This is a genomic window from Paenibacillus rhizosphaerae, from assembly GCF_014192015.1.
Taxonomy (GTDB): Bacteria; Bacillota; Bacilli; order Paenibacillales; family Paenibacillaceae; genus Paenibacillus_AQ; species Paenibacillus_AQ rhizosphaerae.
Genome location: NZ_JACHXJ010000012.1, coordinates 1 through 13,009 on the forward strand (window position 1 = coordinate 1; position 13,009 = coordinate 13,009).

The 13,009-nt window shown below is 48.6% G+C and carries 15 protein-coding genes; 13 read left to right on the top strand and 2 right to left on the bottom strand.

Features of this window, described 5'->3' with window-relative positions; genetic code table 11:
• Window positions 1-91: 91 nt before the first annotated feature.
• Window positions 92-1,318, top strand: a complete 1,227-nt coding sequence (locus FHS19_RS33470; RefSeq protein ID WP_183587637.1) for a HEPN domain-containing protein — start codon at window positions 92-94, stop codon at window positions 1,316-1,318.
• A 246-nt stretch (window positions 1,319-1,564) separates the two neighbouring features.
• Here FHS19_RS33470 and FHS19_RS33475 read toward each other — a convergent pair whose 3' ends face one another.
• Both FHS19_RS33475 and FHS19_RS33480 read right to left on the bottom strand, forming a co-directional pair.
• Window positions 1,565-1,834, bottom strand: coding sequence for a hypothetical protein (locus FHS19_RS33475; RefSeq protein ID WP_183587639.1), 270 nt, complete (start codon window positions 1,832-1,834; stop codon window positions 1,565-1,567).
• Between the two features lie 16 nt (window positions 1,835-1,850).
• Window positions 1,851-2,033: a YjzC family protein gene (locus FHS19_RS33480; RefSeq protein ID WP_183587641.1), complete on the bottom strand. Its 183-nt coding sequence runs from the start codon at window positions 2,031-2,033 to the stop codon at window positions 1,851-1,853.
• Between the two features lie 95 nt (window positions 2,034-2,128).
• Between FHS19_RS33480 and FHS19_RS33485 the strand changes: the two genes are divergently transcribed.
• The 12 genes from FHS19_RS33485 (at window position 2,129) to FHS19_RS33540 (ending at window position 12,997) form a co-directional block, all read left to right on the top strand.
• Window positions 2,129-2,308 (top strand): hypothetical protein, encoded by a 180-nt coding sequence (locus FHS19_RS33485; RefSeq protein ID WP_183587644.1) that lies wholly within the window; start codon window positions 2,129-2,131, stop codon window positions 2,306-2,308.
• A 72-nt stretch (window positions 2,309-2,380) separates the two neighbouring features.
• Window positions 2,381-3,103, top strand: a complete 723-nt coding sequence (locus FHS19_RS33490) for a hypothetical protein (protein WP_183587646.1) — start codon at window positions 2,381-2,383, stop codon at window positions 3,101-3,103.
• Entirely contained in the window at window positions 3,104-4,249 is a 1,146-nt protein-coding gene (locus tag FHS19_RS33495; protein WP_183587648.1) for an SGNH/GDSL hydrolase family protein, read from the top strand.
• 29 nt (window positions 4,250-4,278) lie between these two features.
• Window positions 4,279-5,559 (top strand): glycosyl hydrolase family 28-related protein, encoded by a 1,281-nt coding sequence (locus tag FHS19_RS33500; RefSeq protein ID WP_183587650.1) that lies wholly within the window; start codon window positions 4,279-4,281, stop codon window positions 5,557-5,559.
• A gap of 15 nt (window positions 5,560-5,574) precedes the next feature.
• Complete coding sequence (locus tag FHS19_RS33505; protein ID WP_183587652.1) at window positions 5,575-6,243, top strand: helix-turn-helix domain-containing protein; 669 nt, start codon at window positions 5,575-5,577, stop codon at window positions 6,241-6,243.
• Window positions 6,244-6,294: 51 nt separating this feature from the next.
• The gene (locus FHS19_RS33510) at window positions 6,295-6,693 is read left to right on the top strand and encodes a hypothetical protein (RefSeq protein WP_183587653.1); all 399 of its coding nucleotides are present in this window, start codon (window positions 6,295-6,297) and stop codon (window positions 6,691-6,693) included.
• Between the two features lie 516 nt (window positions 6,694-7,209).
• Window positions 7,210-7,719: a hypothetical protein gene (locus tag FHS19_RS33515; RefSeq protein ID WP_183587655.1), complete on the top strand. Its 510-nt coding sequence runs from the start codon at window positions 7,210-7,212 to the stop codon at window positions 7,717-7,719.
• Window positions 7,716-9,575 (top strand): phage terminase large subunit family protein, encoded by a 1,860-nt coding sequence (locus tag FHS19_RS33520; RefSeq protein WP_183587657.1) that lies wholly within the window; start codon window positions 7,716-7,718, stop codon window positions 9,573-9,575. Before FHS19_RS33515 ends, FHS19_RS33520 begins: the two co-directional genes overlap by 4 nt.
• A 29-nt stretch (window positions 9,576-9,604) precedes the next feature.
• Window positions 9,605-9,835 carry a DUF6148 family protein gene (locus FHS19_RS33525; RefSeq protein ID WP_183587659.1) on the top strand — a complete coding sequence of 77 codons (231 nt, stop codon included), beginning with the start codon at window positions 9,605-9,607 and terminating at the stop codon, window positions 9,833-9,835.
• Window positions 9,836-9,909: 74 nt separating this feature from the next.
• On the top strand, window positions 9,910-11,517 hold the full coding sequence (locus tag FHS19_RS33530) for a phage portal protein (protein ID WP_183587661.1): 1,608 nt from the start codon (window positions 9,910-9,912) through the stop codon (window positions 11,515-11,517).
• Window positions 11,517-12,605, top strand: a complete 1,089-nt coding sequence (locus FHS19_RS33535) for a head maturation protease, ClpP-related (protein WP_183587663.1) — start codon at window positions 11,517-11,519, stop codon at window positions 12,603-12,605. The genes FHS19_RS33530 and FHS19_RS33535 overlap by 1 nt, the downstream gene beginning before the upstream one ends.
• On the top strand, window positions 12,605-12,997 hold the full coding sequence (locus tag FHS19_RS33540) for a head decoration protein (protein ID WP_183587665.1): 393 nt from the start codon (window positions 12,605-12,607) through the stop codon (window positions 12,995-12,997). The genes FHS19_RS33535 and FHS19_RS33540 overlap by 1 nt, the downstream gene beginning before the upstream one ends.
• Window positions 12,998-13,009 lie beyond the last annotated feature (12 nt).

Below are 13,009 nucleotides of genomic sequence, written 5' to 3' on the forward strand. Positions count from 1 at the left end.
AATGTAGTGTAGTTTGAAGCACGCAAATAACAGGTTGGTTATAAATTATGGTAAACTTGTCCTGCAAACAAATGACAAGGGGGCAGCATTCTTGGAGAAAATTAATAAAGATGAAGTCATTAGTGAGCTCGTTAGAACTATAAAATTTGATCCTCCGCCTAAAGATATAGGAGGAACCTTCATAACGAGACCAGGTATAAAATTCTATATACACAGTACAGATAAAATGTTGCATGACGAATACATGTCAAAATTGTGGAATTATAATAATGAAATTTATACAAACCTAACTTATAAAGAGTTTCAAGATAGAATGATTTCATTTTTAATAAGCAGGGAGTTCAAACCGGAGCCAAAAGATAATGATGCCTTTTTTAGGGAGATTTTAGATCTCAAGATTCGTAAATGGGATGTTCTCAAGCCCCTTTTTGGAGCTACAATTCCGGATGAATGTAATAAATTGGAATTTGGACCATATACCCTTTATAAAATTGAAAAATCAAACAGTGATACTATTGAGGAATTACCGGATCACCTTCGGGCTTATATGAACGATGAAATAAATATGACTACAATGTTCGATAGTTTAACCAATATTTTCATTGCTGTTACCATTGAAAATAGAAGTGGTGACAGAGCTGCTGAATTAAGCGAAGAAAAGTTTAATCAGTTTGAAATTATTATGAAGTATCTGATTGGCGAACATCCAATATTCGATGTACGAATTGAGTCAAAGGATAGTTGGAAAGAAACTTACGCAGTTTGTCACGAAGATGGTGCTTTTCATAATAATTCACAAAGATCAGCTCCCTTTTCTCAAATTGATATGAGCACACCTTTTTTTACTGAAAATGAAGTAACAAAATGGATTTGGAACAAAATTGATGCCGTTAGGTTAACTGATATGGAGTCGAGAATATTGGCAGCAATTATGTGGGTTGGGAAAGGAATAAATGATGTTGATCATTCAAACAAATTTATTCAGTACATGTTCGCATTAGAGTCTTTATTCACGTATCAGAAAAGAGGAGAATTAGTTAGCCCATCAATTGCCAACCAAATTTCAGAATTTTCAGCTTTTGTTTTGAAGGAAAGTAGTGAGGAAAGAAAAGGTATTGTTAGAATGGTTAAGAATCTGTATGGCACGCGGTCTGCTATTGCTCATGGAAGATCGCACTCAATAAGTAATGAAGAGTTGAACGATGCTTGTAATCTAGTCAGAAGTTTGGTGGATATGCTAATCAAAAATGAAGAACTGAAGCATTTTAGTGAATTTACCGATTTATTGAAATGGGTTGATGAAAAGAAGTTTAGTTAAAAGAAAAAAATAAGAAAATATTGCGAAAAGCTTGTGAACCATTAGGTTTTAGACGTGATATATTTGTATCATGGAAAATCGAGAAGAGGACACCACAGGGGCATGAATGCCCTGCTTACCAGGTCGGCCAATGAGCCGGCCTTTTCTATTGGTGGTGAAAGCTCCCTTCCGGCGGACTTCCACAAAAGAATTATTGTGGTAAGAGTTGAAGACCTGGCAGAAAATCAGACTCTGCCAGGTCTACAATTAATTGAACTTGTCCTTTTGTTTGCGGTATTCAAGATAAAACTGGTTCCCCTCCGGTGTGTCGGGTAACTTTATGATAACCGAATTATCCTTAAACAAAGAAATAGTGCAGTCAAAGTAACCGTTATTTCCTTGAACAGCACTTGCACCATATGTTTCTTCATATCGGTAAGTCACTAATTCGTTTCCGTCTGAGTCTAAAACAGAAAATCTTTCTTCACCAACAGCATACTTTTTATTGCCGTAATTAAATGTTGAAATAAGAGACATGCACTCAACTCCCCGGTTATTTTTTGTGTTTGGTCTTATCAACAAGTTCCCAGGAGTTTCCGGGTTTACTTGTTGGAGGAAGAGGCTTGTTTTGTACACCCGTTATTTCAGTGTTGCCGACTTTTCCTCCTCGTGGCCCCTTCTCGACATACTGACCGGATTCAGGGGTTTTTTGACCTGGTTTGTATCTGTCTGCCATGCATTTCACCTCCCTTTGAACTAGTTCCTTCGACACAAAAAAAGGAAATCCCTTCCTTACTGTCGAAACGTGATGATAGGGGAGGTGTAACTAAAATGAATGAAATCATAGAGGCATGCATTAAGCTAGAAGAAAAATATAAAGATGTACCATTTGATAAAGCCCTACCTCATTTGCAGAAGGGCTGGTGGGAAATTGCTGAAAAGCATGGTACAACTGGGGATCAGGTGTTGAAGCAATACTTGGATTGGAGATCACAACAGGAGAAGAAATAATCGTAAAGCTGCTCAACTGAGCGGCTTTTTTAATTTTTACATACTCAAAACAAAACATAGGAGGTGCCCGACATGATCCGCGACCAAACAATATACATCGGCCCGACGCTGCCAAAAGATGGCCTGGTACAGAACCAGGTCTTTTTTAATGGAATCCCAGGAAGGGTGTACGACATGCTTCGGGTGTCTGCAGCGCTGCAAAGGCTGCTAGTTCCGATTCACCTGATGCCGGCGATCCGGCGGAGATTGGAGCAGTCGGGCACCCCTGAATATCAGGCATACGCAAAACTAGCTCCTGGGTCAGTCTCTATACAAAATGATGAAGGAGTGAGCAACATTATGAGCAGCTCGTATTACGATACACCAACACAGTCCAAGCAAATTAATAGCGCGGGTGAGATCGTCAACCCGGCAGACACATATGAAGGGGACGTACAGAGAGTGAAGATCAAGGCAACCGCCCAGGACGTCACTCTCCAGAACGCTACAACGGCTGCTGGGGACGGCAAACCATTCGCACCGACGGACGGCAATTACACGCTGACATATGAAATCACCGGCACCAGCACGAGCCGGACGGTGGTGTTTGAGATTGCAGGACCTAGCGGCGTCTTTATCCCGACCACAGCGTTTAACGTGACTGATCCCACCAAGTACGGCCCGCAGACGACCGGAGGGAGCAACGGAGCGCCGGAAAGCTGGCAGGTAGAAGTCCCAGCCGGCTATTCGTTCCGGGCACGCCTCAGCTCCGTCGCTGGAGGAAACGTGACGATCAAGGGCAAGGCGGTGACGTAAATGGACCTGGGAAAAGTCGCGCTAAGCATGGCGAATCAGGCGCGGGTCAAATACCTGTGGGGTACGGGGCTGAATAAATGGCTTTATGCCGTTTCTTATGCGCGGCGGGAAGGGAAGCAGCTTAATGTGGTGTGCGCGATCGATTCGCTAATGGCTGGGGCCGGAGGAACGAGCCCGATAGACTTCCTGCGACCGAAGCTTCAGGAGATACTGGGCGACGGCGGGGTCGGATTTATGGCGGCCAATAATTCGGCGGTCGTAGCCGAAGGCGGCACATTAGGAATAACTGGTGCGACCCAGAAGACCAATGCAACATTCGACCCGGCGACGGATGACAAGTATTGCCCCAATCTGTTCTCGATGGTATTCACCGGCTCAGGCGGGTACGCCAATTTCACGGACAAAATCCACCGGTTCACCAAGGCCAAGCTTCTGTACCTGCAACAGCCAGGTGGAGGGACTTTCAAGTGGGGCGACGGGAAGAATGCTTCGGGTTTAATGACCATCAATTCAGACGGCGAGAAGGCAGCCAAGTTTGTGGAGTATACCGGCACGTTGCCCGCGACCACGGGGAACATCGCCCAGGTATCAAGTGTTGTCGGTCCAGTTCAAATCATGGGAGTCGACCTGCGGAACGGGAACAGTGGCATCCGGGTACATCGGCTGGCCCAGGGCGGCACTCAGACGCGGCAGGTCGCACAGCTGGATGGCGGAATGTATACGGATGTACTGAAGAGCATCGGCTGTGACCTCTTTATTTTGAACGCGGGAATGAACGACTCCGGCACCACTGCCTTCCCGGCGAGCACCGTGGACGCAGACATCCGGACCATCCTTGGATGGGTCAGGGCCGCCAATCCAAACGCGGCCATTCTATTGGTCATGCCGAATGAAACAGCAGACATCGCGAGGAATACGCTGCTGGAAACCTACCGCCTGAAAATGCTGAAAATCGCCCTGGACTTTGATGCTCTCATTTTTGACACCCGGTGGGTGATCGGAAACTATACGGCAGCGAACGGGGCCGGCCTGATGAATGACTCGATTCATCCGCACCCGACCAAAGCGAATCCACTGATCGGGGAGGCGTTATTCAACTTCATCGGCGGGCAGAGTCTGGCAAATATCGAAAGCGTGTTGTCCTAAACAAGAAAGGAAAGGCGGTGACGATGTAGATGGATTTGGGTAAAATAGCGATGGCGTTGGCGGCTGAGATTGCAGCAAAACCCCTACAGCAAGCATTTGTTTCTCCCGAAGATTTCGGGGCTAAAGGTGATGGAGTTCATGATGACACATCTGGATTACGGCAAGCCATACAGGTCGCGGAGACCACTGGGAAAGAAGTTTACCTATCACCGAACAAGATATACGCATTCAGCGATACATTATTGATAAACAAGCCCCTGACTATTACCGGTGGCGGGTCTTGGGAAACCTTTGACAACACAGATAGACCATCATCGAAACCTTTCTTAAAAGGAACTATCCTATTGATGACAGCATCGGGGAAAGACGCTATTAGAATCACGGTCAGTGCTCAATCAGTTAATCTTAAGAACTTTGGCATCCTGTTCGACAAGCAGTTCGTTGATACCGGTCACGGCATTAACGCCATACCTCCTTCTGTAGATGATCACTATGACCATGGTTTGTTTTCGTCAGTTTGGGAAAACATCAAGGTCGCCGGACACGATGGAAATCATTATGCATTTCACATCGTGAATCCGCTATATGACACTTTCATTAACTTGAGGGGATATGGTGGAGGTATCCTTTGCTTTGACAATGACAGTGCGGGTGGATGGCATTATGGGAATACCGTAGTAATGCATCCATACGGCATTCTCATGCAGGGCGGATCTGCGGATGGATACAGGCTTAAATCCACGACGGACAAACTGAATTTTGTGACGATGATTCGGCCCCAGGTGAACGTCGAAAGCATGCTCCCAGGATTGGGAGGTGTTAGTCCGACCAACGCACAGCATCCGGTGAATGGGGACTGGAACACTGCTCAATGCACTATCATCGACGGAGATTTCGAAAGTGGGATCGGTATTCTGGACAATTGGTACGGGCAGATGGGATGGGATGTATCAGAGGGAGGCTATTTAGGATTCGTGAGGGAGCCGTTCACAGATTACGTCCCCACATCGGGTAACCGTAACAAGAATGAAATGGGGAAAGGCGGCCACATGTTAGGCAGCGTCACATTAAACCCGACATCCACTGAAGCTGCGACCCTTACGATCAGTGTAGGACCAGACACCTCCCCGGAAAATACAACAACCATTTTGGATATGTCCATTCCTGCTGGAGCGCCTGCAGGCCAAGTGCTCCCATATTCGTTTTATGTTCGGGCAGGGTGGTATTACACGATCACTACTACAAATGCCACGCTTGGCAAACTTAGGAACACAAACCAACGCGGTTGGGGATTGAGCAAGAGTGGATGATGAGGCTGTTTCATTGTGACCACCCATCGAGTGATTAAGACCGGACGGCACCCGCCGCCATTCACCCGGATCGACAACAGTATGCTGCAGGATGAGCGCCTGAGCTTCAAAGCCCGCGGCCTGCTCGCCTACATGCTGACCAAGCCGGATCATTTTCGGTTCTACCTGGACGAGCTGATGAACCACACAACCGAGAAGAAAGACAGCATCCGCAGCGGCATGAAGGAGCTCGAGCAGCTCGGGTACGTGAATCGATATCCAGTCAAAGATGCCCGAGGAAAGATCATGTCCTGGGAACTTGATTTATACGAAAGCCCGTCATTACGTCCAGAATCGGGTTTTCCAGTTGTGGAAAATCCAACGCTAGTAACTAATGATAAAATACTAACGAATGATACAAGATTAAATAAATACATCACTTTTACAAACAGTGAAGAATCATACGTAAAAACGTATCTGAAATACTTCAGTCTGAAGAAGAAAAAACAGCACATGAGAGTGACTGTAGAGCAATACCAGGCGATCCATGAACAGATCGAGCAGCTGAAGGAATACGGCGTTACCCCTGAGGAATGGGAGGCTGAGGTGAGGGATCATTTCGAGAAACTGCCGAAGACTAACAATGGGAATATCATTGCGTTCCTGCATGCTGCACCAAGGCGATTTGAAATTATGGTTGAATAAATAGTGGATGTTTTTCGAATGCTACCCATAAAAAAATTGGGGTGAACCAAAATGCCATCGAATCTACCTATTCCAGCTACTTCAGAAAATTTACGACTTGAAAATTGCTTTTCCATAACAGTGCCAAGTGGAATAACAAAAATACTTCATTTCTCGGTTAATGCAGATGTTGAGCAGGCAGTCTGCATTTATACTGAGGATAAATATAAATTTAAAGTCAAACATAGCAGGGATAATCAACAAACTATAGAGTTACATGGATACCATGACATTGAAGCAGAATACCTGATAACAGGTTGGTGTCTATTTCCTGTGCCTCGGCCACAATGGGTGCAGTCAAGAGTGAAAGTGCTGGAAAATGGAGTAGAAATAGGCTTTGATGATTATATTGGCGATGACGACTTTGACGATATCAAAATAAGAATTACCAATGTGGGGTCAAGCGATTAAGAACAGTTAAGATGACCAGGTGAATAAACGGGAATGGATTAGCCACTCGAATATGAGTGGCTTTTTATTTTGAGGAGAGGGTGGTGTTATGAATCCAATGGAGTTTGACAAAGGCGGGATTGGTTCAGTTTACGGCGACCGTATTATGGAGGTGTTTAACATCACACCGTAAGAACGACAGAAATGGCCCTTGTAGGCGTTTTGATGTGAAGATGAATAAAAAGACATGAGAGGAAATTCAAGGGCAAATACGTGGCAAATTCTCGGTCATGGGTCCTTCTGGGGTCTCGGATTGAGTGCGGGTGCGAACGACCCCGATTTCCCGCTAGATTTTAATTTTGCAAATTACTTTCCCTTTATATGTGTCTGTCGCCTAACAGGAGCCCCGTTGAGGGCTCTTTTTGCTTGGTGAGTGTAATTTATCGCTTCTAATTATGCATCCCTAAAAACAGCCTTAAAATCGGCCTGAGAGCACCGTCAAAATATAGATGAAAAATGGAAAGTGGGGGAACGAAATTGAGGAAAGGAGATAAGAAGCCGGAAGGCATTGTAGGAACGAGCGAATTAGCCGCAATCGTAGGCAAAACCAAGCAGTGGATCAGCCAGTTGACGCGTGACGGCGTGCTCACCCAGGTATCGCGGGGAAAATACAACCTTGCTGAATCTGTTCAGGCTTATATCAAGCACGTTACAGGCGTGGCTGAGGAGGGAAAGGTCAGCTATAACGACGAGAAGGCGCAGCATGAGCAGATCAAAAAGGAAATCGCGCAGCTAGAGCTTGAGGAAAAGCGGAAAAACCTCCATACCACCAAAGATGTACAGGAGGCATGGGGCGATTTGCTCGTGAATTTCCGTGGAATGCTCATGGTTCTTCCTCCGAAACTCGCCGGGGAGCTCACTTATATGACTGACGCCAAGGAAATCAGAACCTTACTTGAGTCCAGGTTGACGGAAGCGCTCATCGAGCTGTCCAAATATGACCCACTCGAAGAGAGTGATGCGCCGTATGGCGGTGAAGGGGCATGAACGCCAGCAAACGCCGGACCAGGATCCTTTTAAAAGATACGCTTCGACTCGTTGCGCCTCCCAAGCCAATAAAGGTATCGGAATGGGCAGACGAAAACAGGGTTTTGTCGCCTGAAGACTCAGCGGAGCCAGGGCCGTGGAGAACTAGCCGTTCCCCATTCCAAAAAGAGATTATGGATGCCGTGACAGACCCGGAAATCGATGCAGTCGTCATGATGTTGGGCTCCCAACTCGGGAAAACGGCAATTCAACTTAACGTAATTGGATATTACACGGGCCATGACCCCTCCCCGATCATGATGGTTCAACCAGATTTAGGGGTGGGAAAGGACTTCTCCAACGACCGATTAACACCGATGTACCGTGATTCGCCGCAGCTTGCACGGCTTTTCGGGAAGGGAAAGAGCCGGGATAGCCGCAATACGATTTACTATAAGAGCTTTCCCGGTGGACGGATTAACATAGCCGGTTCGAATGCGCCGGCCTCACTGGCTTCCAAGCCGATCCGTATCCTGCTGGCAGACGAAATTGACCGCTTTGCGAAGTCGGCCGGCACCGAGGGTGATCCGCTGAACCTTGCAATCAAGCGTACAACCACATTCCACAACAGGAAGATGATTTTCGTCTCGACACCAACGATCAAGGGTCATTCGAAAATCGAAAAGCTTTATGAGGACAGCACTCAGGAACGGCTGCACTTCATGTGCCCGAGCTGTGACCACCTACAAACGCTGTCCTGGCGTCGGATCAAATACGAATACGACGAAGAAACCAGTCAGTGCGTTGAAGTTACCCATGCATGTGAAAAGTGCGGTGCAATGCACGAGGAACATGAATGGAAGAGGGATTATGCGAACCGAACCAAGTGGATAGCAGGCAAGAAGCATGCCACAACCCGTGGTTTCCACCTCAGCGCCTTGGCTGCAACCATCAATTACACTTGGAAGATGGCCGTCAAGGAGTGGATCCAGGCCAACAAAGAGGGCAAACAGGCCATAAAGGTCTTCATCAACACCGTGCTGGCAGAAACGTGGGAAGAAGAGGGGCAGAAGCTTGAGCATGAAATACTGCTGAACCGCCGTGAAATGTACAAAGCCCGGGTACCCGAGGGGGTCAGGTACATCACAGCGGCCGTCGATACCCAAGATACACGGTTCGAAATTGACGTGGTCGGCTGGGGGAAAGGGTACTCCAGCTGGAGGATACAGCGCCACGTCATCGTCGGCGACCTCAACCAGCAGCAGCCGTGGCAGGAGCTGGATGAATTCCTGTCTCGTACCTGGAAGGATGCAGACGGACGTTCGTTCCGTCCGGTCCGAACCTTGATTGACTCCGGCGGCCACTTCACGTTAAAGGTGTACAAGTTCTGCAAGCCCAGACAGGGCCGAAATATATACGCCCTGAAAGGTGAGGAGCGGGGCGACGGCCAGGAAACTCCATTATTGAATGGGGTCAGCACCAACAACATCGTCGGCGCAACGGTGGTCCGCGTCGGAGTATCCGAAGGTAAGGCAACAGTGTTTTCATCACTTAGTTTGGAACCAGGTAAGCCAGGATCGTGCCGTTTTCCGCTGCCGCACCCGGACAACCCTGATCCATTTGTATACGACGAGGAATATTTCCTGCAGCTCACGTCCGAACAGCTCGTCACTCGGTACAAAGAGGGCAAGCCATACACCGCGTGGGTGCAAACAAGAGCCCGAAATGAAGCTCTTGATTTGGCGGTATACAACCGGGCAGCGATTGAGATGATCAACCCCAACTTCGACCTGCCTTTGCCTGAACCGGGAAGTGTGGCAACCGGCGCCAAACGCCAAAAAAGGCCGAAGAAGAAGAACGTTTCTAGCAGTATTTGAGACCCTATGAAGGAGGTGAAAAAGGGAAAATGCCGAGAATATCCTATGAGGAAGCCAAAGCGAAATACCAATTGTGGAACGAGGCCGAGGATGCCATTGCAACCGGTAAAGCCTATAGTATTGCGGGAAGATCGTTAACGCGTGCCGACATGGACACGGTCCTGATGATGAAAAGAAAATACGGTCGTATCGTCGACGCTTATGAGAATGGCGGAAGACGTCGTTCCAGAACGTCGGGATTTTACCCTGTTGACCGATGAACATCATTGATAAGGCGCTAAATGTATTCGCTCCTGGTATTGCCGCCAAACGTGAGCAGGCTAGGACGGAGGTTGTGAGGCAACAAGCGGTGCGCAAGGTGACGAACAGCTTTATTGGGAGTGCCGGGAGCAACGGGCGGGGATACGGTAAGCATGGGGCCAGCACAACCAAGTCGTCCATGCTGTTCTGGCAAACCCCTGTCGGCGATGCTGATACCGACATCCACCAGAACGTCCCTAAGCTACGCGAGAGGGCGCGGGATCTGCATATGGGTTCGGATATCGTCGCTGCAGCTCACAAAGGGTTGCGGACCAACATTGTGGGAACCGGTTTGCGGCTGAACCCGGCCTTCGATGCCTCATACCTGGGGTTAACCAAGGAACAGGCGGAGAAACTGCGCAGCTCCATTCAGAGAGAATGGGCCTTGTGGGCAGAGACGACAAAGTGCGACGCAGCCGGCCTGAACGATTTCTATGAGCTTCAGGGTTTGGCGTTCATTTCAACCCTTATGAGCGGCGATGTTTTCGCGTTGATGCCGAGCAAGCCTCGTCCTTGGTCGGTGTATGACCTGAAAATCCACCTGATCGAAGCAGACAGATGCGCTACCCCTCCTGATAAGGTCAACTTGGACAAGGAACGCATTCAATCCGGGGTTGAAGTTGACGCCGATGGGATGGTTGTCGCTTACCACTTCAGCAACCGTCATCCTGGAGCAGGCGGATACAACCTGAGCGGGGCGAACGAGTGGGTTCGGGTTGGAAAATACGGCAAACGCACTGGTAGAGTAAATGTGCTGCACTTGTTTGAGGCGGAAAGGCCAGGACAACGCCGGGGCATCCCGGTCATCGCTCCAATCATCGAATCGCTGAAGCAGCTCAGCCAGTACACGAATGCCGAGCTCGCCGCCGCAGTGATTACGTCCATGTACACGGTCTTTATTACGACACCAGCTGATGACGAGGGAGAAAGTCCGTTCGATGGAATTGGGATGGATGACGAGGATCTGGATGGCGTTGAAAATGCTCCTGGGGCCTCGGGCGACGAAATTAAACTCGGGCAAGGAGCTATTATGCGGACCGATCCTGGCGAGGATGTGAAGTTTGCCGATCCGACCAGACCGAACCCCAACTATGAGGCGTTCGTGCGCGCTTTGCTTAAGCAGATGGCCGCGGCCCTCGAGCTTCCTTATGAGATCCTGACAAAGCAGTTCACGAGTTCCTATTCAGCATCTCGTGGCGCCTTGCTGGAAGCTTGGAAAATGTATCGCATGCGCCGTGCTTGGCTTTCAAAAACGTTCTGCCAGCCGATCTATGAAGAATGGTTTGTGGAGGCAGTATCCAAAGGAAGAATCGACGCACCCGGCATCTTTGATGATCCGGCTATTTTTGCTGCCTACACTCGAGCGGAATGGCACGGTCCGTCTCAGGGATTGCTTGATCCGACCAAGGAAGTCGCCGCCGCTGTTACTCGGATTGAGTACAACATGTCGACAGCAGAGCGCGAAACGGCAGAACTGAACGGCGGTTCGTGGGAACAGAATGTTCAGCAGCGTGCCTATGAGAAAGCACGCCTTGCTCAACTGGGTCTGACTGAAGGGGCGGCTGCCCCGGTCACACCGTCAGAACCTTCTAATGTAGGCGACGAAGACAATGACGACGAGGAAGGGGGTGAACAAAACTAATGCCGAAACGGATTAATCTGTATGGGACCATTGTGGCGAGTGATGACGCTTGGCTTTACGAGTGGTTCGAAATGGACCACACCACACCTCGTATGATTTCCGACCAGTTAGCACAAGCAGATGGCGATGATGTTGAATTGTACATCAATTCTCCAGGTGGTGATGTGTGGGCGGGCTCTGAAATTTACACAGCACTGCGCGAGTATTCCGGTAATGTGACTGCAAAGGTAGTTTCCATTGCTGCAAGTGCTGCTTCGGTAGCCATGTGCGGTGCGAAGTCGGTCATGATTTCTCCTACGGCACAAATCATGGTGCATCGTTCCTCGACGGGAGCGTGGGGAAACAAAAACACCTTTGATCAAACTTCGCAAATGCTCAACAGCGTTGACGAGGGAATGGTTAATGCCTACGAACACAAGACAGGGAAAAGCCGTGAGGAATTGCTTGCCTTGATGGATGTAGAGACCTTCCTTAATGCTCAGCAAGCACTTGAAAATGGGTTTGCAGACGAAATTATGTTTGCCCAAACGGAGAAAGTGGCTGCTTCTGCAGCAGCTCCATTATTTTCGAGTGAAGTTATGAACAAGATCAAGTCGAAATTGATCCGAGAAAACATGTTTCCGGGAGCCCCAACTGCATCTATGGAACCGGAAAAACCAGCCTCAATTAAGGCGGTTACTGAGAACAAGGAGGAAACAAAAATTATGGATAAGAACGAGTTGGAAGAAAAGCACCCCGATCTGTATGCGCAGATCACTAGCGAAGCAAAAGCGGCCGAACGCGAGCGAGTTACTGCTTTGCAAGCCTATGCCAAAGCACCAGGAGCGGAGCAATTTGTAATCGAAGCCATCGCTAACGGCGGTACCGTGCAGGACGTCGCCCTTAAGGTTATGGAGGCATCGATGAAGCGCGCCAGCCAAGAAGCTACAAACCGCGCACTTGATGCAGAAGACAGCAAAGTTGATGACGTGGCGGCAATCGAAGCTAAAACTCCTGATGCTGTCAAAGAAGAGCAAAAGGTTAATGCGGCGGCAAACATGATTGCTATGGCCCAAAAAATGAAATCTAAGAATGGAGGTCGTAAGTAATGGCAGAGTATACAAGCCCATCGTTTGACGAATTGTTTGCAGGGGGCGTACAGCCCGAGAGAATGACGGCGATCATCATCAAGTCCGGCGCCGGTGTAGTGACACGTGGCACCGTTTTGGGCCGTGTAAGTCAACTGCCCGAATCCGATCTGTATGCTGGCACTCCTGTCGTCGTTCCGGTTGATTCTACCAAGACGGACGGGTCACAAACACCGTATTGCATCCTGGCCGACTCCGTTGTCGACGCTACAACTGGCGATGCTCGCGCTGCTGCCTACCTGGATGGTGAATTCAACCGCGATGCACTCAAGTTTGGCGGTACTGATAAAGTGGCCCAACATGAGGTTGCTATGCGCAATATCGGTCTGATCACAAAACGAGTTGTTAAATAAGGGAGGATAAAA

Bases quoted from the DNA above. Each gene is read 5' to 3' on its own strand.
- FHS19_RS33475 (WP_183587639.1), bottom strand. From the start codon at position 1,834: ATGTCTCTTATTTCAACATTTAATTACGGCAATAAAAAGTATGCTGTT.
- FHS19_RS33480 (WP_183587641.1), bottom strand. From the start codon at position 2,033: ATGGCAGACAGATACAAACCAGGTCAAAAAACCCCTGAATCCGGTCAG.
- FHS19_RS33485 (WP_183587644.1), top strand. From the start codon at position 2,129: ATGAATGAAATCATAGAGGCATGCATTAAGCTAGAAGAAAAATATAAA.
- FHS19_RS33490 (WP_183587646.1), top strand. From the start codon at position 2,381: ATGATCCGCGACCAAACAATATACATCGGCCCGACGCTGCCAAAAGAT.
- FHS19_RS33495 (WP_183587648.1), top strand. From the start codon at position 3,104: ATGGACCTGGGAAAAGTCGCGCTAAGCATGGCGAATCAGGCGCGGGTC.
- FHS19_RS33500 (WP_183587650.1), top strand. From the start codon at position 4,279: ATGGATTTGGGTAAAATAGCGATGGCGTTGGCGGCTGAGATTGCAGCA.
- FHS19_RS33510 (WP_183587653.1), top strand. From the start codon at position 6,295: ATGCCATCGAATCTACCTATTCCAGCTACTTCAGAAAATTTACGACTT.
- FHS19_RS33520 (WP_183587657.1), top strand. From the start codon at position 7,716: ATGAACGCCAGCAAACGCCGGACCAGGATCCTTTTAAAAGATACGCTT.
- FHS19_RS33525 (WP_183587659.1), top strand. From the start codon at position 9,605: ATGCCGAGAATATCCTATGAGGAAGCCAAAGCGAAATACCAATTGTGG.
- FHS19_RS33535 (WP_183587663.1), top strand. From the start codon at position 11,517: ATGCCGAAACGGATTAATCTGTATGGGACCATTGTGGCGAGTGATGAC.
- FHS19_RS33540 (WP_183587665.1), top strand. From the start codon at position 12,605: ATGGCAGAGTATACAAGCCCATCGTTTGACGAATTGTTTGCAGGGGGC.